This window comes from Janthinobacterium sp. 35, assembly GCF_002754575.1.
Lineage (GTDB): Bacteria > Pseudomonadota > Gammaproteobacteria > Burkholderiales > Burkholderiaceae_D > Janthinobacterium > Janthinobacterium tructae.
On the sequence record NZ_PEFN01000001.1, the window covers coordinates 3,151,002 to 3,170,133 of the forward strand.

Genomic DNA, 19,132 nt, shown 5'->3' on the forward strand with positions numbered 1-19,132 from the left:
GCCACACCGTTCAAGGCAACAACATTTTATTGTATTCTCGGCATATTCCAGGCTATTCACCGTATCTCGCTGCCCGAAATGTTGCTCTGAATCAACAAAAACGGCGCCATGCAGATACGGTAGTCGATGTTTTTTGTCAAATATCGCGAGAATTCCTGATGAATTCGAAAGCGATCCACAAGTTTGCCAAGTCCTTGCCATCCCGCGTAAAATGCAGGCTTCGCGGGTGTAGCTCAATGGTAGAGCAGAAGCTTCCCAAGCTTACGACGAGGGTTCGATTCCCTTCACCCGCTCCATTTTTCGCTGGCGCCTGGTTTTATGCGGCGCGGCCACTTATTTCTTCATTCCCATGTCTTCTGATACCCCAGCAAACGGCCCGGCGCGGCCGATGATGTACGATCCGACCGAACACCGCATCCGCAGCTTCGTGACCCGCGCGGGACGGCTGTCTGTCGCGCAGGCGCGCGCGCTTGAGACCCTGGGGCCGCGGTTCCTGGTGCCTTTCGCCAAGGAACCGCTGGACTTCGAACAGGTGTTCGGCCGCAAGGCACCGGTCATCCTGGAAATCGGTTTTGGCATGGGGGCGACGACGGCGCATATCGCCAAGGCCATGCCGGAGAAGGATTTTATCGGCGTCGAAGTGCATACGCCCGGTGTCGGCAGTCTGTTGAAACTGATCGGCGAAGAATCGCTGACGAATCTGCGCCTGTTGCAGCACGATGCCGTGGAAGTGCTGACGCACATGATTCCTGCCAATTCGCTGGCCGGCATCCACGTGTTTTTCCCCGATCCATGGCACAAGGCGCGCCACAACAAGCGCCGCCTGATCCAGTCGCCATTCGTCAAGCAGCTGACCGATCGCCTGGCGCTGGGCGGCTATCTGCATTGCGCCACCGATTGGGAAGATTACGCGGTGCAAATGCTCGATGTGCTGGGCGCGGAGCCGCAGTTGCGCAATAGCGCCGATGCTTATGCGCCGCAGCCGGCGTATCGCCCGCTGACCAAGTTTGAAAACCGTGGCTTGAAGCTGGGCCATGGCGTGTGGGATCTGGTGTTCATCAAGAAATAAATTCTCTTTGGCGGCTTGCCCACCGGTGCTGTTTGCACGAGAACCAGCCTGCCGCAGCGACGCCGCAGGCTTTTTCATGCGCGTGAGGAGATCCTGGCCGATGTCGTGCATGCCGACGCCCAGCGGCTTGATCGGTGAAAATCCGGCTGGTATTCCGAACAACCTGATACAAAAAATCCCGCTCACACGCAAGTGTGGCGGGATTTTTTTGGAGCGCCATTAAACCAATAGCGTCAAAGGTAGCAATGGCGCCTGAAAAATGTCGGGGGCTAGGCACGGCAACAACGCCCCAGGCATTTTCTCAGGCAGCCATTATGGGTAGAGGCCGCGCACTTCGCGCGCTTGCAGGACGCGCGTGCATGCCAGGATGAAGGTGGCGGTACGCATCGACACTTTCTTCTCTTGCGACACTTGCCATACCGCGTCGAACGCTTCGCGCATGATGCGGGTCAGGCGGCTGTTGATTTCCTCTTCGGTCCAGAAGAAGCTCGAGAAGTTCTGTGCCCACTCGAAGTAGCTGACGGTCACGCCGCCGGCGTTGGCCAGCACGTCCGGCACGATCAATACGCCACGGTCGGTCAGGATGTCGTCCGCTGCCGGCAGGGTCGGGCCATTGGCGCCTTCCAGGATGATCTTGGCGCGGATGACTTGTGCGCGTTCAGCCGTGATCTGCTGTTCCAGCGCGGCCGGGATCAGGATGTCGCAATCGATGCCCCAGAAATCTTCGCGCGGCACGAATGCCTCGGCGCCCGGGAAACCTTCGACGCTGCCCACTTCGGCCACGTGTGCCAGCAATTGCGGGATGTTCAAGCCGCCGGCATGCACCACGGTGGTCTTGTGGTCTTGTACCGCGACGATTTTCGAACCGGCTTCCGCGAACATGCGTGCGGCGACGCCGCCCACGTTGCCGAAACCTTGCACGATGACTTTCGCGCCTTCGAGCGACATGCCGACCTTCGCGGCCGCATCGCAACCGACGACGAACACGCCGCGGCCCGTCGCATCGCGGCGACCCAGGCTGCCGCCCAGCGAGATTGGTTTGCCCGTCACCACGCCGGTCGACATGTTACCGCCGATCATGGCGTAGCTGTCCATCATCCACGCCATGACTTGTTCATTCGTGTTGACGTCCGGCGCCGGGATATCCTTGTTCGGTCCGATGATCATGCTGATCTCGCTCGTGTAGCGGCGGGTCAGGCGTTGCAGTTCATTGCGCGACAGGGTCTTCGGATCGACACGGATACCGCCCTTGGCGCCGCCGTATGGCACGTTGACCGCTGCATTCTTGACCGTCATCCAGGCCGACAGCGCCATCACTTCCGACAGGGTCACGTCCTGGTGGAAGCGCACGCCGCCCTTGCCGGGGCCGCGCGACAGATTGTGCTGCACGCGGTAGCCTTCGTAGTGGGCAATGCTGCCGTCATCGCGCTCGATAGGCACGTCGACCGTCAGGATGCGCTTGGGACGCTTCAGCGTTTCCACCCAGCGCGACAGGTTGCCCAGGTACGGCGTAACGCGGTCGATCTGCTCGAGGTAGACGCCCCATGGGCCCAGGTCTTCAGGATTGAGGTAGGAAGGAAGTGCGTGCTTGCTGGTCATGCTTGATAAGCTCCTGGACAAAACGGTGGTGTAATGCCGAAAAATCTACTGCGCGTCGTGCTTTGCGGCCGGCGATGCTCGCTGTACCTTCGTACAGCTGCGCTTCTCGGCCACAAATCACTGCCGCTCGCTACGATTTTTCCTGGCATTCAAAAATGCTGTGGTAGGCGCAATCAATTGAGTTGCGCGCAGCGGAACCGCATCGTAGGCGATAGCCTCATGCCCCGGCCAATGCTTTGTGCGCATCCGGTTATGCATTTATTGCATAGTTAGGAGATCAGGATGGAATTGCGGTGAGGGCTGCGCGCCGGCGTTTTTTTCCGCCGCGCGCGGTGCTTTCCTGCGCCTGCACCAGGTACTGCCACAGGCTTTCGACGATCTGCTTGCCGGGACGCAGGCTTGACGGGCGTTCGCGGTACAAACGGATTTCCAGCTCGATTTCCCAGCCTGGCGCACCGCCGTCGGCGCGCGCCAGGTGCTTGTATTTGACGTCGCGCATGACTGCCGATTCGGGCAGGAAGGCGATGCCGCGCCCTTCCAGCGCCATCATTTTGAGGCCTTCTGCCATGTCCGTTTCGTAGCAGGTTTCCAGGAACAGGGGGGCCTTGGCATCGGCCACCAGCAATTCGACCATGCGTCCCAGGTAGGCATTGCTGGTGTAGGAGAGGAAGGGCAGCGGTTCCTTGGCGCTGCCGGGCAGGACGAAGTCCGGCACCTTGTCCTGGCCGCAGCGCGCATACGCGCGCACGGTTTCGCGGCCCATCACCAGCATATCGTAGCGGCCCGGGTCGAGCTGCACCGGCTGGCGCGGATGGTGGTAGCACAGCAGCAGGTCGCAGCCGCCATCGACCAGCTGCAGCACGGCGTCGTGCACGTTGAGGGCCATCAAACGGCTGTTGATCGGTGCAAAACCGTCTTCCAGCGCCGTCAGCCACTTCGGCATGAAGGTTAGCGACAGGGTATGCGGCACGGCGAAGTCGACGCTCGTTTGCGTGGCCGCCCGCTTGCCGCGCAACAGGGCGCGCACGCCGTTGATCTGCACCAGCATTTCCAGCGCCTGCTCATAAAACACGGCGCCGGCCGGCGTCAGGCGCGTGGGGTAGGAGGTGCGGTCGACCAGGTCGATGCCGAGCCAGTTTTCCAGCGACTGGATGCGCCGCGAGAAGGCTGGCTGGGTGACGTGGCGCAGGGCCGCGGAACGGCTGAAATTATGCGTTTCAGCGAGCGAGATGAAGTCTTCCAGCCATTTGGTTTCCATCGCGGCAGCGTTCCGTTATCAAGGGCAGGGGCAAAGTAAAGTGGTCAGGGCGTATCGGGCGATACCGGCGCCTGGTACAGCGCAGCGGGCAGGCCGAAGAAGGACGGCGGGCCAAGCGTCGTGCCATCGAGCGAGCCGCCCGCGTTCAGTCCCTTGTTGATGGCCGACAGCAAAGAGCTGCGGTCGGCCAGGTTCTGCATCAGCGCGCGCGGGCCGTTGTGAAAGGTGTGCTGGGCGATGTCCAGGGCGACGACAAAGATCGGTTCGCGGCGCAGGGGGAATTCCACCCACTCGCCATCCTCGTCCTGGGCGCAGAAAGTGTCGGGCAAGGTCATGTTTTCGGCGCCGGTAAGGTGCGACGCCAGTACCAGGCCGAAGGCTTCCGGCACCACGTCGGCCAGGCGGCGCACGGTAAGGTCGTCGCCGACCAGGATACGGACTTGCGCTTCCGCCGCGTCGTCGGCATCGGGCTGGGCGCCAAGGATTTTCACGGCCTGATAGATCAGGTCGGACGAGAGTGCTTTCATCACATCATCTCCAGGATCATGGCGACGATTTCGTCGCCGTACGAGGCCAGTTTTTTCTCGCCCACGCCGCTCACGCCGCGCATCTGCTCGAGCGAAGTAGGCTTGGCCTTGGCGATTTCGCGCAGGGTGGCGTCGACGAAGATGACGTAGGCCGGCACGTTGTGCGTGCGCGCCGTCTCCACGCGCCACCAGCGCAGCTTGTCGAAAATCGCCTGTTCGCTGGTCGACAGGTCCGTCTCGACATAGCCTTTCGCCACGCTGGTGCTGCGCTTGCTGGTTTTGACCGGTTTCTGGTACTGGCGCAGCTGCACCTTCTGGCCGCCCTTGAGCACGGGGCGCGAAGCGTCCGTCAGTTTCAGCGAGCTGTATTGTTCATGGTCGACCGAGACGAGGCCCAGCGCGATGGCCTGGCGCAGGATGGCTTTCCATTCCGCTTCGCCCAGGTCCGAGCCGATGCCGAAGACGGACAGCGAATCGTGGTGCCAGGTCTTGATGCGTTCCGATTCCACGCCGCGCAGCACGTCGATCACGTGGCCGCCGGCGAAGCGCTGGTCGACGCGGTAGATGGCCGACAGCAGTTTTTGCACGGGCACGGTGCCGTCGAAGGACACGGGCGGCACTAAACACGTGTCGCAATTGCCGCACGGCGAAGCCGGTTCGCCAAAGTATTCGAGCAATCGCATGCGGCGGCAGCTGAGCGTTTCGCATAGGCCCAGCATGGCGTCGAGTTTGACGCCCAGCACGCGCTTGAAGGTGTCGTCCGCTTCCGATTCGTCGATCATGCGCCGCTGCAGCACCACGTCCTGCAAGCCGTACGCCATCCAGGCGTTGGCGGCCATGCCGTCGCGGCCCGCGCGCCCCGTTTCCTGATAATAGCCCTCGATGCTTTTCGGCAGATCCAGATGCGCCACGAAGCGCACATCGGGCTTGTCGATGCCCATGCCGAAGGCGATGGTGGCGACCATGACGATGTTTTCTTCGCGCAGGAAGCGCGCCTGGTTGGCGCTGCGCTTGGCGTACTCCATGCCGGCGTGATACGGCAGGGCGCGGATGCCGCTCTGGTTCAAAAATTCCGCCGTCTCTTCTACCTTCTTGCGCGACAGGCAGTAGACGATGCCGCAGTCGCCCGTGTGTTCCGTGTTGATGAAGTCGAGCAACTGCTTGCGGCCATTCGCCTTTTCCACGATCTGGTAGCGGATGTTCGGACGGTCGAAGGACGAGACGAACTGGCGCGCATCTTCCAGTTGCAGGCGCATGGCGATTTCGGCGCGCGTCTGCGGGTCGGCCGTGGCGGTCAGCGCGATGCGCGGCACGTCCGGGAACTGCTCGTGCAGCACCGACAGCTTGATGTATTCGGGACGGAAGTCATGGCCCCACTGGGCCACGCAATGCGCCTCGTCGATGGCGAACAGGGAGATCTTCGACGCCTGGAACAGGTCCAGGCAACGCTGCGTCATCAGGCGCTCGGGCGCCACGTAGACGACGTCGATGCCGCCCGTGCGCACCAGGCGCTCGATGCGGCTCGCCTCTTCGTAGGTTTGCGTGGAATTGAGGAAGGCGGCGCGCACGCCGACTTCGGCCAAAGCGTCCACCTGGTCCTGCATCAGCGCGATCAGCGGCGAGACGACGACGCCCACGCCATCGCGCAGCAGCGCGGGAATCTGGTAGCACAGCGACTTGCCGCCGCCCGTGGGCATCAGCACCAGCGCGTCGCCGCCATGGCTGACGTGATCGACGATGTCGGCTTGCTGGCCACGGAAGGCCGGATAGCCGAAAACGGTTTGCAGCAGGTGCAGCGCGCGCTGCTCAAGATCTTGATTCATAGTGCCTTATTCTGCCCAAACAACCCAGCCGTAGTGGGCGCTGGCCAGGACCAGCAAGCCAAACACAATGCGGTACCAGGCAAAAAACGTGAAGTCGTGCGAGCTGATGTAACGCAGCAGCCAGCGCACGCACAGGAAGGCGGAGATGAAGGCGGCCACGGTGCCCAGGCCGAACAGGGGCACGTCGGTGGCCGACAGGATGTCGCGCGCTTTGTACAGAGAATAGGCGGTGGCGGCCAGCAGCGTGGGGATGGCCAGGAAGAACGAGAATTCGGTAGCCGTCTTGCGCGACAGGCCCAGCAGCATGCCGCCGATGATGGTCGAGCCGGAACGGCTGGTGCCGGGAATCAGTGCAAACGCCTGCGCGCAGCCCACTTTCAAGGCGTCGAGCGCGGTCATTTCATCGACCGAGTTGACGCGCACGGTGACGGGATTGATGCGCGCGCGGCGCTCCACCAGCAGGATGATGATGCCGCCGATGATGAAGGCCATGGCGACGGGCACGGGCTTGAACAGCGCATGCTTGATCATCTTGCCAATCGCCAGTCCGATGACGGCCAGCGGGAGGAAGGCGATGGCCACGTTCAGCACGAACTTGCGCGATTTGACCTCGGTGCTGAAGGTGGACAGCACACTGCCGATGCGCTGGCGGTATTCCCAGCACACGGCCAGGATGGCGCCGGCCTGGATGGCGATTTCGAAGACATCCATGACTTCTTTCGATACATCCTTGGTAAAGTCGAGCAGGCTGCCGGCCAGGATCAGATGTCCGGTGGACGAAATCGGCAAGAATTCGGTAAAACCTTCGACCAGCCCCATGATGATGGCTTTTAACGCAAGAATGAGATCCATAGATGTATAAAAGAGTATAAGTACGGGTATAAGTGGCAGGATGGGGTGAGCGCGTGGCGCCAGCAATGCGCGCGGGGTCGAAGCTTACCACGACAGAGGCTTGCTGACCTTATTTGGGCGCTGACGGACGGTGCTTTTTAGTGCCGTCCGCCAGGCAAGAGGGAGGATCAGGATACCTGTTTTGCCGGCGCCACCAGGCGCGCGCTGGCCGCCACCAGCAGCAGGGCGGCGCCCAGCATGGCGAAGGCGATATTCAGGCTGGTGGCGTGCGCCACGAAACCGATGACGGCCGGACCGGCCAGGATGCCGGCATAGCCGATGGTGGTGATGGCCGCCACCGCCAGGCTGGCCGGCATGGCGCGCTGGTTGCCGGCGGCCGTGAACAGGATGGGCACGATGTTCGCCGCGCCCAGGCCGATCAGCACGAAGCCAAGCATGGCCAGGCTGGCGTGCGGCGCCAGCACGGCCAGGAAGAAGCCTGCCGCTGCGCACAGCCCGCCAACAGTAAGCACCCGCTTGCCGCCAAAGCGGCTGACTACCTTGTCGCCCGTAAAGCGGCCCACCGTCATGGCGATGGCGAAGGCGGCGTAGCCGAGGCCGCCCTTGGCTTCCTCCACGCCGCGCGTGGTGGTGAGGAACAGGGCGCTCCAGTCGAGAATCGCGCCTTCGGCCAGGAAGACGATAAAACACAGCAGGCCGATGAAAATGACGGCGCCATGCGGCATGACGAACAGCGGCGTCTTTTCGCCCGAGGCGGACGCCGTCGGCAGCAGATGGCCTTGCGCCGCGCCCAGCACGCCAAACAGCAGCAGCATCACCACCACGCAGGACCAGGCCGGTGTCAGGCCCAGCCACAGCAGCAGGGCCATGCAAGCCGCGCCGGCGAAGCCGCCCACGCTGAACAGCGCATGAAAGCCCGACATCATGGCGCCGCCGTTGGCCTTTTCGATGATCACGGCCTGGATGTTGATGGCCACGTCGAACGTGCCCATGGCCGCGCCGAACACCAGCAGCACCAGGCCCAGTTGCAGCGGCGTGGCGGCCAGCGCCAGGCCGGGCAGGATGGCGATCAACACCAGGCCGGCGCCAACGATGACCTTGCGGCAGCCGAAGCGGCTTGACAGCATGCCCGTAAACGGCATGGCGCACAGCGAGCCGGCGCCCAGGCACAGCAGCAAGATGCCGAGGGTGGCTTCATCGAGGCCCAGGCGCGACTTGGCGTAGGGAACCAGCGGTGCCCAGGCGGCCATGCCGAGGCCGGCGGCAAAAAAGACCAGGCGGGTGGCGCGTTGTTGCAGGGTACCGGTGAGATGCATGGGAGAGCTTTTCAAGAGTCGGGTGGATAACATCAGGCGTGGGCGCGCAGCACTTGCACGCCCAGCCGTTGAAAGGCGGCCACATGGGCCGCGTCGGCATCGGCTTCGAGCACCAGGTGCTGCAGCAAGCCCGTGGCCAGCACGCCGAAGGGGGCGGCCGTGCCCAGCTTGTCGCTGGTGACGGCGACCACGACGGCCTTGCTGGCGCCGGCGATGCTGCGCTTGAATTCGGCCTCGTCATAATTAAAGGCCGTTACGCCTGCGTCCGCATCGGCGCCGCAGGCACCGAGGAAGCACAGGTCGGGATGCATGCGCTCGACCGTGCGTAATGCCTGCGGTCCGAGGCTGGCACCCGCGCGGCGGTCGACCCTGCCGCCAGCCATGATCAGCTCGATTTCCGGGCGTTCCATCAGGGCCATGGCAATCGAGGGGGCGTTGGTGATGACAGTGAGCGCCAACTCTGGCAAGGCGCCGGCGATGGCCAGGTTGGTCGATCCCGCATCAAGGAACAGCACCTGGCCCGCGCGCACGAGGGACACGGCGGCCTGCGCCAGGCGCGCCTTGCGTTCCGGCGCTTCCTGCTTGCGCTGGGTCAGGGTGCCGCCATCGGGCGCCAGCGGCAGGGCGCCGCCATACACGCGCTGGCACAGGCCGGCCGCCGCCATCTCGCGCAGGTCGCGCCGTATCGTATCTTCGGACACGTCGAGCTGGCGCGCCAGGTCCAGCGCCAGCACGCGGCCGTCGGCGTGCAATTGTTGCTGGATCAGCGCATGGCGTTGTTTGAGGAGCAGGGTGGCGGACATGGGTCTATTTCTAAAACGTGCAGGAATGCGCATGAATATACGAAAACGTGCAAAACTCGTCAACGTTTACCTGATGTAGGTATCTTCCTCAGGATTGGCGCGGGCAGGGACTGCCCACGGCAACCCTGTTGCAAATGAATTTGCAAAAAAGATAAATTTACGTTTATGCTCATCGCCGATATCTTGATGCACCTTGGTGTTTGCTTGCCGAGGAATAAGGGAAACAGACGGATGAGTGACATTAAACTTTTCAAGTTGGCCAATGGCCAAGCCCAGGAACTGCAAGGTAGCGCATCGGATCTGGAAAAACCATTACAGACCCTGATCGAGGCAAACCTCGAAACTTTGCTGAGTATTCGTTTCCTGGCGAGCGAGTATTCGACCGGCAAGACGCATGCTGGCCGCATCGATTCCCTTGGATTGGATGAGAATAATTGCCCTGTCATTCTTGAGTACAAACGGTCGGTTGGTGAAAATGTCATCAATCAAGGTTTGTACTACCTGGACTGGTTGATGGACCATCAGGCCGACTTTAAACTGCTGGTCCTCGATAAGCTGGGCAAGCTGGCATCGGAGGCAATCGACTGGAGCGCGCCGCGGGTGATTTGCATTGCCGCCGACTTTACCAAGTTTGATAGCCATGCCGTCCAGCAGATAGGCCGGACGATTGAACTTATCCGCTACCGCCGATTTGCAGAGGATCTGCTTCTGCTTGAGTCCGCAAGCGCTGGCATGGATACAACAACAAAGAAAAGCCCTGCCAAGCGGCAGACGTCGGTGCCAGCCAGGTTGGAAACAATGGCTGCTGGGTCCGCAGATGGGGGCACGAACAGGTCGACAGGACCAGACAAGGCATTTGTGGAAATACTGACAGGTCTGTCGGAGCCCATGCGTCAGTTGCTGACCTCGCTGGAGGATTACACGATGTCGTTGGGGGATGACGTTGAGCGTAAGGAACTGCGCTTGTACTTGGCGTTCAAACGGCTGAAGAACTTTGCCACCGTGGTGATACACAAGAAGAATTGCCTCGCGCTGTACTTGCACGTCGACCCGGCGCCCGTATTGCAGGTCCTGCCAAAAGCGCGCGATGTGACCGCCATCGGGCATTGGGGCACGGGTAACCTGGAGATCAGCATCAGCACACTCGCCGAACTTGATGCGGCAAAGCCGTTCATTTTTGCCGCGTATGCAGGTCAGCGTGGCGTGAAAATGTAGCGGACGGTGATCTGTGCGCGTGTCAGTTGTGGGGTGTCGTTGCCTGTTCCAGTTCGTCCAGCCAGCGGATGGCATGTTCGCGGCTGGTACCGCACATGTCTGCCGATGGTTGCAAGCCGCCGCAAAACGCGGGCCGCTGCGGCTGGCCAAAGATCTTGCAGCGGTTGTCGTCGGCCAGCTGCACGCAGCGCACGCCCGCAGGTTTTCCATCCGGCATGCCGGGAATCGGGCTGGTGATGGACGGTGCGGTGCAGCAGGCGCCGCAGGATGGGCGGCATGCCAGGGAAACGGCGGGGGACGGCATGGCGATGAGTGAAAAGGGATAGGGGCCGACAGTATAGCAAGCCGGCCCGCGTGCTTCGCCAGAGCGCGTTTAGCGCACGATGCTGACGCGCTTGCCCGACAGGGTGCGGCGGGCCGGATCGCCATGCACGGTGATGCGGCCGGAACCGCTGGCGCGGGCATTGACTTCATTCTGGACGGTGACATCGATGTCGCCGGAACCGTTGCTCGCCAGATAGGCAACGTCGCTGCGCAGGGCCGCCAGGTTGATGTCGCCCGAGCCATTCACGTTGGCGTCGAGGCGCTGCACGGTGCCGCTGGCGCTGATGCTGCCCGAGCCGTTAAGGGCCACATTGATGCGTTCGCCGCGCAGGCTGCCCAGCTGGATATTGCCCGAACCGTTCTGCACCGCGTCGGTGTTGCCGCTGGCGAGGGCCGCCGCGTTGATGTTGCCCGAGCCATTGTTGGCCACGTCGAAGCGTCCCACCGTGCCCGACAATTCGCTCTTCATCGAACCGCGCTGCTCCAGGCTGAAATCTTCGCCATTGAAACCGCTGGCCACCAAGCGGCCAGAGCCGGAAATGCGGATCTTCTTCAATTGCGGCGTCGTATAGATGACGTGGATGCCATTGCTGCTGCGAATGTTCGTATCGCTCCAGATGCGCAGGGTATTGCCGCTCACTTCACTATGGATGCGCGGCTGCAGATTGCTGTCCGCCTCGATCACCAGCGATGTTGCCGGGCCGACGCGCACGTCAATCTTCATATCGATGCGCTTCATGCTGTCGATGTCGAGCGTGTTGATGGTGCTGACCTGGCGCACATCGCGGCTCACTTGCTCGTTGCCCTGGATGGCATTGCCGCCCGTGTCGGCATAGCGCACTTCGCCATCGTTGGGGTTGATGACGATGGCGCAACCGCCAAGGGCAACGGCACAGCACAGGGCCAGCAAGGTACGCATGGTGTTTCCTTTATGATAGTTCAGGACAAGAAAAAAGCCGGCTGCCGCGCCGCGGCTGCCGTGCTGTCGATAACAAGATAGCAAAGCGCCTATCTTTACTGAACGCAAATGCGATGAACTGCGTAAAACGCGGCGTGAACTGCTGGCGCGTGTACCTGATGCGGTGCCGTCGGCTTAAAAGCTGAGCAGGAAACATGCGCCGGCAGCGACCGGGCGCGCATGGCGCAAGGTGCCGCCGTTGGCATGGGCCAGGTGGCGCACCAGCGCCAGGCCGATGCCGCGCCCCTGTTTCCTGGTCGAGAAAAACGGCATGAAAATGTGCGCGGCCAGCGTATCGGGCACGCCATGGCCGTTATCGCGCACCTCGATGCGCAGACGCGCGCCCCGGCTCAGGCGGGCGCTGACCGTCACGCGCGGCGCGGCAATATCCTGCGTGGCCTCGGCCGCATTTGTGAGCAGATTGATCAGCGCCTGTTCCAGCTGGCCTGCATCGATCCGCACTTCCAGCGATGCCGGTTCGACGGAAAATGTCGCCGTGCCGCCGCGCGCCTGCCAGGCCGGTACCAGCAGGGCTTCCAGGCGCTGGAACAGGTGTTCGAGGCGCACCGTTTCGGGCTGCGGCGCGGGTACGCTGGACAGGCTGCGGTAGCTGGCCACGAAATCGGCCAGGCTGGCGGCGCGGCGGGCGATGGCGTCGAGCGCTGTCGCCAGGTCGGCATGGATCTCGTGCGGCAGCAGGGGGCGCACGTCCGCCAGCAGGTCGCAGGCCGTGCGCGACAGCGAGGCGACGGGCGTGAGCGAATTCATGATTTCATGCGTCAGCACTTGCACCAGTTCGCGCCAGGCATTGAGCGCCTCGGCTTCCAGTTCGCTTTCCACCGGCATCAGCGCGGCCAGGTGTTGCGGCGCGCCTTGCAAGGTCAGCGCCGCCACGGCCACCAGCGCCCGTTCCACGCCCCGTTCCGTGTCAAAACTGAGCAGGCGGCGCTGGCCGGGAGGCTGCGCCGCCAGCAGTTGCTGCCACCGCTGTGGCTCGCTCGCATGCCCGGGCGCCAGCTGGCGCCGGGCGCTGGCGTTGAGTGGCGTCACCTTGTGTTCCACGGCGCCGCTCTGGATACGGAACAGGGCAATGGGCGCGTGTTCGAGACAGGCTTCGAGCGCCCTCAGCGATTCTTCATCGGGCGTTGGCGACGCTGCCGCCGCCATGGCCGCTGTCATTGTCGACTCCTGGCGCGACACCCGCAGCGCCAGGCGGTTCAGGCAGCGGCACAGCAGCCACGCCGGCGGCATCGCCAGCAGCAGGCACAGCACGCTCAGGCGCGGCGACGCGAGTGCGAAAAAATACCCGGCGGCGCTGGCCAGCGCCAGCATGGCGGCGATGCTGGCGCTTGCCGTCGTCTTGAGGTTGCGCTCAGATGCCATGTTTGTTCAGCTTGCGGTACAGCGCGGCGCGGCTGATGCCCAGGGCCTTGGCTGCATGGCTGATATTGCCGTCGACCTGTTCCAGCGTGCGATGGATGGCGTCGCGTTCCAGCGCGCCGAGCGTCTGGCGTGCGTGGGCAGGTGTCGCGGGCACCGCTGCCGCCTGGGCGTGGCTGTCGAACAGGCCGAAGTCGCTGCGCGTGTAGTGCGCCTCGCCCCCCAGGATCACGGCACGTTCGCAGGCATGGCGCAGCGCGCGCACATTGCCCGGCCAGTCATGCTGTTGCAGGTAATCGAGCGCCTCCGCTGCGGGCGTGCGCGGCGTGCGCTGGTACTGGCTTTCGTAGTGCGCCAGGTAATGCCGCAGCAGCATGGCGATATCATCGCGGCGCGCGCGCAGCGGCGGCACGCGCAGCACGATGGTATTCAGGCGGAACAGCAGGTCGGGCCGGAACACGGCCGGATCGAACAGCCGCGCTTCATCGACATTGGTGGCGCTGAGGATGCGCACGTCGATCGCTTCCGGACGGTCCGCGCCCAGCGGCGTCACTTCGCGCCGTTCCAGCGCCGTCAACAGCTTGGCTTGCGCCGCCAGCGGCAGGTTGCCGATTTCATCGAGAAAGAGCGAGCCGCCGCGCGCCGCCTGGAAGCGCCCCGCGCGTTCCTGTCTGGCATCGGTGAACGCGCCTTTGCGATGGCCGAACAATTCGCTTTCAAAGGTAGCCTCCGGCACGGCGCCCATGTCCACCGCCAGCATGGGACCGGCGGCGCGGCGCGAGGCCTGGTGCAGGGCGCGCGCCACGAGTTCCTTGCCGACGCCGTTTTCACCGAGCACCATCACATTCGCCTCCGTGGGGCCGACGCTGGCGACCATCGCGCGCAGCTCGCGCATGGCCGGAGAGTCGCCCATCAGGTCTGGCGCGGCAGTGGCTGTGGCGGCCGTACCGGCGCGGCGCGCCAGCGCATGTTCGACGGTGGCGGCCAGGCGCGCGTTGTCCCAGGGCTTGGTGATGAAGTCGCCCGCGCCGCGCTGCAGCGCCGCCACCGCCAGCGGCACATCGGCATACGCCGTCATGGCGATCACGCAAGGCGGCCGTGGCAGCGCGCGCAGCAGGTCGAGCAAGGCCAGGCCTTGTGCGCCATCGGTCTGGCCGGGCTGGAAATTGAGGTCGAGCAGCACCACCTCCGGCACCGCCCTGGCCAGCAGTGCGGGCAGTCCTGCAGGGTCGCACAGCGTATCGATTTTGCCGTCGCGATAGCGCCGCCGCAGCAGCAGCTGTGCGGCGCAGGCGACATCGATATCGTCGTCGAGGATCAGGACGTGGGCTGCGGTGTTGGCCATGGAGAGCATAGTGAGCGTCGGTCGGTGGCGCATTCTAGCAGCCGTGCTGGTATCGTGGCGGCCGCTGCGGGCATGCCTGTTTGCCGGCGCTGTGCGCTTGCGAACAGTCGCTGTCCGGAAATGGACACTGCGGGATACCGCGTCGTGCCAGCATGCTTGGCGAACGGCTGCGGGGCGCATGTCCGCGTGGCGTCCGCTGCTGGCACGCTGCTTGCTGATAGATGGCGAATACTTGTGCCAAAGACGTGAAAATAAATATGCGTGCTCCTCCATCTGCCATGCCCCATTTGCCGTCCAGCGGCGCCGCCATGGATACGCGCGTGCCGCGCAGCCGGCGAAAATTTGTCGTTGCCGGCCTGGCGGGCATGCTGTTGCTGGCCGCGCTGGCCGCCGCTGGCTGGTGGGCCATGCCACGCGGCTTGCAGGTGCCTGTCGCCGAATTGCGCATCGGCGCCGTGGCGCGCGGTATTTTCCTCGATGAAGTGGTGGTGCGCGCCAGCGCCGAGCCGCTGCATTCCGTGCTCCTCGATTCGGTCGAGTCGGGCCGCATCGAAGAGGTGCTTGCCAGTGATGGCGCACTGGTGAGCAAGGGCCAGCTGCTGTTCCGTATCTCCAATCCGCAGCGCAACCTGGAACTGCTGGCCCGCAAGGCCGAACATGCGCAGCAGATTTTCAACTTGTCCAATTTGCGCGTGGCGCAGCAGGCCAGCACCAGCGAGCATCAACGCCGCCTGGATGACCTGGCGTTCGCGCTGCAGCAGGGTGGCAAGCAGCATGCGCGCAATGTCAGGCTGGCGGCGCAGGGCTTCATTTCCAGCGTGGCGCTGGAGGAATCGGCCGACACGCTGCTGCAGCAGCAGCGCGCGCTGGCGCAGGAACAGCAGGCGGCGCAGGCGGAGTCGCGGGTGCGCCGCGATGCGGCCAGCCAGCTTGGCGCGTCCATCGCCGGCCTCAGTTCGGGCTTGCTGCTGGTCGGTGCCACGGTCGACGCCCTGGCCGTGCGCGCGCCGTCCGCCGGCCGGCTGACGGACTTCCGGCTGCAGGTGGGCGAGTCTATCGCGACGGGCAAGAATGTGGGCCGCATCGACGACCCTGTGCGCTACAAGCTGTCGGCCAGGGTGGACGAGTTTTACCTGAACCGCATGGCGGCGGGACGGCAGGCCAGCATCGTCCAGGCTGGGCAAAATTACGCGCTGAGCGTGCAGACGATTTATCCGCAGATCAAGGAGGGCCGCTTCACGGTGGAACTGGTGTTCACGCACGGCCAGCCGCCCGTGCTCAATCCTGGGCAAAGCCTCGATGCGCAGATTACCCTGGGCGAGCCGGCCGCCGCGCTGCTGCTGCCGAACGGCGCCTTCATCAACGACAGCGGCGGCGCCTGGGTCTACGTGCTCGATGCATCCGGCGGCCAGGCGCAGCGGCGCGCGGTGCGTATCGGCCGGCGCAACAACAGCCAGCTCGAAGTGCTGCAAGGGCTGCAGGCAGGCGAGCGCGTGATCTTGTCGGCCTACGCTGCCTATGGAAATTCCCCCAGATTGCACATAAGCCGGTAAATTCCCCTCATCCTCCATAAAGGTAGCACCCATGCTCAAACTAGTCGGCGTCAGCAAGATGCATCAGTCAGGCGATATCCAGACCAAGGCCCTGGATCGCATCGACCTCGAGATCGAGGCGGGCGAATATGTGGCCATCACCGGCCCCTCGGGCTGCGGTAAATCGACCCTGCTGGGTCTGCTGGGATTGCTCGATATTCCCAGCCATGGCGAATACTGGTTCGAGGGCCAGAATGTGGCAGGATGGAGCGAGGCAAAGCTCAATGCGCTGCGCCGCGGGCGCATCGGCTTCATCTTCCAGAGCTTCAACCTGATCGAGGAACTGAGCGTGTTCGAGAACGTGGAGCTGGCGCTCGAGTACAACGGCACTCCGGCGCGCGAACGGCGCCAGCGCGTGGCCGCCATGCTCGACAAGCTGGGCGTGGCGCACCGCGCCGGACACCGGCCGTCGCAACTGTCGGGCGGCCAGCAGCAGCGCGTGGCGATCGCGCGCGCGCTGGTGGCCGGGCCGGCCGTCTTGCTGGCCGATGAACCGACGGGCAACCTCGATACGGCGCACGGCAATGAAGTCATGCGCCTGCTGCGCAGCATCAATGCGCAGGGCACGACGGTGGTGATGGTGACGCACTCGCCCGACCATGCGGCGCAGGCGTCGCGCACCCTGCATTTGCTGGACGGGCGCGTCATGGTCGACGCCTTGCAAGCCGCATGAAGGCGGCCGATTTTCGCATCGGCTGGCGCCTGATGGCGCAGCAGCGGGGCGCCTCGGCGGCCGTCATCCTGGGTCTGGCGGTCGGTTTCGCCGCCTGCTTCCTGCTGCTGGGCTTTGTCGGCTACAGCCTGGGCTACGATAGCCAGGTGCCGCAGCGCGAGCGCGTGCTGCTGGTCAAGCAGCGCATCAATCTGTTCATCCGCCCCGAGTGGCAGAACTTTGCCTATTTGTCGCTGCGCGACGTGGCGCGGCGCAGCGGCGCTGTCGGCATGGCGAGCATCGTCAAGGAACTGGATGTGCCGGTGCAGCGCGGCGAGCGCCCGTATGCGCTGAACGTGCAAGCGGTCGATGCGGATTTCGCCAGCCTGTTCGGCGTCACGGCGCTGCAGGGCGATCTGCGTTCGGCGCTGGCGCAGCCCGATGCCGTGGCGCTGACACAGACGGCGGCGCGCAAGCTGTTTGCCGACGCATCCGCGCTGGGCCAGCTGCTGCAGATCGGCGGCGTCACGCTGAAGGTGCGCGCCATCCTGCCTGACCATCAGCGCAACACCAGCGTGCCGTATGAAGTGCTGGTGGGCACGCTCAGCAGTGCCTGGCCGGCGGCGCAGCGCGAGGCCGCTTTTGCCGGCACGGGGCGCGGCGCCATCTACCTGCAGCTGCGCCCAGGCGCAGACCCCGGTGCGCTGGCGGCGCTGCTGCAGCAGGCCATCAACGACTCGCCGCAAGACCGGCACGTGCGCGGCGCCTCCATGGGCCGTGCGCTCGCGGGGCGCAACGTCACCGATATCGCGCTGCTGCCGCTGGCGCAGGCTTACTTCGATGCGGACCTGTACCACAGCCGCGCGGCGGCGCGTCACGGGCAGCGCGCCAGCGTGGTGGGACTGGCCGTGCTGGCGCTGCTGATACTTGCCCTGGCCGTCATCAATTACGTGAATCTGGCCACCGTGCGCACCTTGCGCCGCCAGCGCGAGATCGGCGTGCGCAAGCTGCTCGGCGCCGGTGCGGCGCGCCTGGTGCAGCAGTTCCTGGCCGAGTCGGTGCTGACGGCGTTGCTGGCCGCCGCCGCGGGCTTGCTGCTGGCCTGGCTGGCGCTGCCGCTCTTCGCCGAGCTGGTACAGCGGCCGCTGGACGATATGTTCACCGCCTGGCGCTGTGCCGGCGCCTTGCTGTTTGGCGTGCTCACGGGCTTGTGTGCGGGTGCCTATCCCGCCTGGTGTGCGCTGCGCGTGCGACCCGGTCCCGCGCTGGCGGGCCGCGGCAACAGCGAAACAGCGGCTGGTCTGTGGCTGCGCCGCGTGCTGACGGTATTGCAGTTCGGCGCCGCCATGGCGCTGTGCGCCGCGACCCTGGCGGTCGGCTGGCAATCCTGGTATGGCAGCCACGCCTCGCCGGGCTTCATGCCGGACGGCTTGCTGGTGCTGGATTTGCCGCCCGGGAGCGAAGACAGCCCGCAGGCGCGCGCCTTCGAAGAGGCGCTGGCGCGCCTGCCCGGCATCGGCGGCGTGGCGGGCATCGCGGAAGCGGTCGGGCGCGATGGCAGCAAGGTCGTCGGCAGCGTCAGGACGCGCGCCGGGCGCGACGTGCGCCTGGAATACAAACCCATGACGCCGGGCTGGTTTGCCCTGCACCGCATCGTGCCCTTGCACGGGCGATTGTTCGATGCGGCGCAGGACCGGATCGGCAGCCAGGTAGTGGTGCTCAATGCGGCGGCGGCGCTGGCGCTGGGCTATCCCACGCCGCAGGCCGCCGTGGGGCAGGCGATGCCGGATGGGCAGGTGATTATCGGCATCGCGCCGCCGATCCGTTTCCAGGACATGCGCCAGGCGGCCCAGCCGATGCTGTTCGATTTGCGCCACGGCGGCGCACTGTCCTTGCGCAGCAATGATGATGTGGCAGCGGCGCATGCACGCATCGAGCCGCTGTGGCGGCGCTATTTTCCGCAGCGGATGCTGGAACTGCGCACGGCGCAAAGCCTGTTGGCGCAGATGTATGCCGAGGATCTGCGTCTGGCGCGCATGCTCGGCCTGGCCAGTCTGATCGCCATGTTGCTCGCCGCCTTCGGCATCTACGTGCTGTCGGCCTACAGCGTGCAGCGCCGCAGCCGTGAAATTGTGCTGCGCAAGTTGCATGGCGCAGGCCGCGCCGCCATCGCCCGCCTCGTGGGGCGCGAGTTCATGCTGCTGCTGGCCGCCGGTGCCGTACTGGGCTTGCCGCTGGCGGCCCTGGGTATCGCGCGCTACCTGGCCGGCTTTGTCGAACGCGCGCCGGTGGGCGCCTGGCCACTGGCGGCGGCATTGCTGCTGGCCATGCTGGTGGCGCTACTGGCCACCGTGCGGCACACTTGGTCGGCCATGCGCATGGCGCCGGCGCAAGCCTTGCGCGATTGAGATGCGCTGGC

Annotated in this window: 16 protein-coding genes and 1 tRNA gene; 6 read left to right on the plus strand and 11 right to left on the minus strand. The window is 64.5% G+C overall.

Features of this window, described 5'->3' with window-relative positions; genetic code table 11:
• Window positions 1–222 precede the first annotated feature (222 nt).
• A tRNA-Gly gene (locus tag CLU93_RS14000) sits at window positions 223–296 on the plus strand.
• A 92-nt stretch (window positions 297–388) separates the two neighbouring features.
• Window positions 389–1,069, plus strand: a complete 681-nt coding sequence (trmB, locus tag CLU93_RS14005; protein ID WP_099761939.1) for a tRNA (guanosine(46)-N7)-methyltransferase TrmB — start codon at window positions 389–391, stop codon at window positions 1,067–1,069.
• A 312-nt stretch (window positions 1,070–1,381) separates the two neighbouring features.
• On the opposite strand, the gene CLU93_RS14010 is transcribed toward trmB, so the two are convergent.
• The 7 genes from CLU93_RS14010 to CLU93_RS14040 form a co-directional block, all read right to left on the minus strand.
• Window positions 1,382–2,668, minus strand: coding sequence for a Glu/Leu/Phe/Val family dehydrogenase (locus CLU93_RS14010; RefSeq protein ID WP_071075270.1), 1,287 nt, complete (start codon window positions 2,666–2,668; stop codon window positions 1,382–1,384).
• Between the two features lie 277 nt (window positions 2,669–2,945).
• On the minus strand, window positions 2,946–3,926 hold the full coding sequence (locus tag CLU93_RS14015; RefSeq protein ID WP_099761940.1) for a LysR family transcriptional regulator: 981 nt from the start codon (window positions 3,924–3,926) through the stop codon (window positions 2,946–2,948).
• A 44-nt stretch (window positions 3,927–3,970) separates the two neighbouring features.
• On the minus strand, window positions 3,971–4,456 hold the full coding sequence (locus CLU93_RS14020) for a hypothetical protein (RefSeq protein ID WP_143451740.1): 486 nt from the start codon (window positions 4,454–4,456) through the stop codon (window positions 3,971–3,973).
• A complete protein-coding gene (gene recQ, locus CLU93_RS14025) occupies window positions 4,453–6,276 on the minus strand; it encodes a DNA helicase RecQ (protein ID WP_099761942.1) in 1,824 nt (607 codons plus the stop codon). Before recQ ends, CLU93_RS14020 begins: the two co-directional genes overlap by 4 nt.
• Window positions 6,277–6,282: 6 nt before the next feature.
• On the minus strand, window positions 6,283–7,128 hold the full coding sequence (locus CLU93_RS14030; protein ID WP_099761943.1) for an undecaprenyl-diphosphate phosphatase: 846 nt from the start codon (window positions 7,126–7,128) through the stop codon (window positions 6,283–6,285).
• A gap of 167 nt (window positions 7,129–7,295) precedes the next feature.
• Window positions 7,296–8,444, minus strand: a complete 1,149-nt coding sequence (locus CLU93_RS14035; protein WP_099761944.1) for an MFS transporter — start codon at window positions 8,442–8,444, stop codon at window positions 7,296–7,298.
• Between the two features lie 32 nt (window positions 8,445–8,476).
• Complete coding sequence (locus CLU93_RS14040) at window positions 8,477–9,247, minus strand: DeoR/GlpR family DNA-binding transcription regulator (RefSeq protein WP_099761945.1); 771 nt, start codon at window positions 9,245–9,247, stop codon at window positions 8,477–8,479.
• A 231-nt stretch (window positions 9,248–9,478) separates the two neighbouring features.
• On the opposite strand from CLU93_RS14040, the gene CLU93_RS14045 reads away from it, so the two are divergent.
• On the plus strand, window positions 9,479–10,462 hold the full coding sequence (locus CLU93_RS14045) for a DUF5655 domain-containing protein (RefSeq protein ID WP_099764387.1): 984 nt from the start codon (window positions 9,479–9,481) through the stop codon (window positions 10,460–10,462).
• Window positions 10,463–10,484: 22 nt separating this feature from the next.
• Here CLU93_RS14045 and CLU93_RS14050 read toward each other — a convergent pair whose 3' ends face one another.
• The 4 genes from CLU93_RS14050 to CLU93_RS14065 all read right to left on the minus strand — a co-directional run bounded on the left by CLU93_RS14050 (window position 10,485) and on the right by CLU93_RS14065 (window position 14,469).
• Window positions 10,485–10,766, minus strand: coding sequence for a YkgJ family cysteine cluster protein (locus CLU93_RS14050; RefSeq protein WP_099761946.1), 282 nt, complete (start codon window positions 10,764–10,766; stop codon window positions 10,485–10,487).
• 69 nt (window positions 10,767–10,835) lie between these two features.
• Window positions 10,836–11,705, minus strand: a complete 870-nt coding sequence (locus tag CLU93_RS14055) for a head GIN domain-containing protein (protein ID WP_099761947.1) — start codon at window positions 11,703–11,705, stop codon at window positions 10,836–10,838.
• A gap of 174 nt (window positions 11,706–11,879) precedes the next feature.
• Window positions 11,880–13,127: a sensor histidine kinase gene (locus tag CLU93_RS14060; protein ID WP_099761948.1), complete on the minus strand. Its 1,248-nt coding sequence runs from the start codon at window positions 13,125–13,127 to the stop codon at window positions 11,880–11,882.
• The gene (locus tag CLU93_RS14065; protein WP_099761949.1) at window positions 13,117–14,469 is read right to left on the minus strand and encodes a sigma-54-dependent transcriptional regulator; all 1,353 of its coding nucleotides are present in this window, start codon (window positions 14,467–14,469) and stop codon (window positions 13,117–13,119) included. The genes CLU93_RS14060 and CLU93_RS14065 overlap by 11 nt, the downstream gene beginning before the upstream one ends.
• 257 nt (window positions 14,470–14,726) lie before the next feature.
• Between CLU93_RS14065 and CLU93_RS14070 the strand changes: the two genes are divergently transcribed.
• Genes CLU93_RS14070 through CLU93_RS14080 form a run of 3 tightly spaced genes read left to right on the plus strand, consistent with a single transcriptional unit; the run spans window position 14,727 to window position 19,121 of the window.
• On the plus strand, window positions 14,727–16,022 hold the full coding sequence (locus CLU93_RS14070; RefSeq protein ID WP_243420367.1) for an efflux RND transporter periplasmic adaptor subunit: 1,296 nt from the start codon (window positions 14,727–14,729) through the stop codon (window positions 16,020–16,022).
• A gap of 31 nt (window positions 16,023–16,053) precedes the next feature.
• Complete coding sequence (locus tag CLU93_RS14075; RefSeq protein ID WP_099761950.1) at window positions 16,054–16,734, plus strand: ABC transporter ATP-binding protein; 681 nt, start codon at window positions 16,054–16,056, stop codon at window positions 16,732–16,734.
• Window positions 16,731–19,121 carry an ABC transporter permease gene (locus CLU93_RS14080; RefSeq protein WP_099761951.1) on the plus strand — a complete coding sequence of 797 codons (2,391 nt, stop codon included), beginning with the start codon at window positions 16,731–16,733 and terminating at the stop codon, window positions 19,119–19,121. The genes CLU93_RS14075 and CLU93_RS14080 overlap by 4 nt, the downstream gene beginning before the upstream one ends.
• Window positions 19,122–19,132: the final 11 nt, after the last annotated feature.

What these genes read in the sequence shown, in the direction of transcription:
- trmB (WP_099761939.1), top strand. Translation starts at nt 389, where the DNA reads ATGATGTACGATCCGACCGAACACCGCATCCGCAGCTTCGTGACCCGC.
- CLU93_RS14010 (WP_071075270.1), bottom strand. Translation starts at nt 2,668, where the DNA reads ATGACCAGCAAGCACGCACTTCCTTCCTACCTCAATCCTGAAGACCTG.
- CLU93_RS14015 (WP_099761940.1), bottom strand. Translation starts at nt 3,926, where the DNA reads ATGGAAACCAAATGGCTGGAAGACTTCATCTCGCTCGCTGAAACGCAT.
- recQ (WP_099761942.1), bottom strand. Translation starts at nt 6,276, where the DNA reads ATGAATCAAGATCTTGAGCAGCGCGCGCTGCACCTGCTGCAAACCGTT.
- CLU93_RS14030 (WP_099761943.1), bottom strand. Translation starts at nt 7,128, where the DNA reads ATGGATCTCATTCTTGCGTTAAAAGCCATCATCATGGGGCTGGTCGAA.
- CLU93_RS14035 (WP_099761944.1), bottom strand. Translation starts at nt 8,444, where the DNA reads ATGCATCTCACCGGTACCCTGCAACAACGCGCCACCCGCCTGGTCTTT.
- CLU93_RS14040 (WP_099761945.1), bottom strand. Translation starts at nt 9,247, where the DNA reads ATGTCCGCCACCCTGCTCCTCAAACAACGCCATGCGCTGATCCAGCAA.
- CLU93_RS14045 (WP_099764387.1), top strand. Translation starts at nt 9,479, where the DNA reads ATGAGTGACATTAAACTTTTCAAGTTGGCCAATGGCCAAGCCCAGGAA.
- CLU93_RS14050 (WP_099761946.1), bottom strand. Translation starts at nt 10,766, where the DNA reads ATGCCGTCCCCCGCCGTTTCCCTGGCATGCCGCCCATCCTGCGGCGCC.
- CLU93_RS14055 (WP_099761947.1), bottom strand. Translation starts at nt 11,705, where the DNA reads ATGCGTACCTTGCTGGCCCTGTGCTGTGCCGTTGCCCTTGGCGGTTGC.
- CLU93_RS14060 (WP_099761948.1), bottom strand. Translation starts at nt 13,127, where the DNA reads ATGGCATCTGAGCGCAACCTCAAGACGACGGCAAGCGCCAGCATCGCC.
- CLU93_RS14065 (WP_099761949.1), bottom strand. Translation starts at nt 14,469, where the DNA reads ATGGCCAACACCGCAGCCCACGTCCTGATCCTCGACGACGATATCGAT.
- CLU93_RS14070 (WP_243420367.1), top strand. Translation starts at nt 14,727, where the DNA reads ATGCGTGCTCCTCCATCTGCCATGCCCCATTTGCCGTCCAGCGGCGCC.
- CLU93_RS14075 (WP_099761950.1), top strand. Translation starts at nt 16,054, where the DNA reads ATGCTCAAACTAGTCGGCGTCAGCAAGATGCATCAGTCAGGCGATATC.
- CLU93_RS14080 (WP_099761951.1), top strand. Translation starts at nt 16,731, where the DNA reads ATGAAGGCGGCCGATTTTCGCATCGGCTGGCGCCTGATGGCGCAGCAG.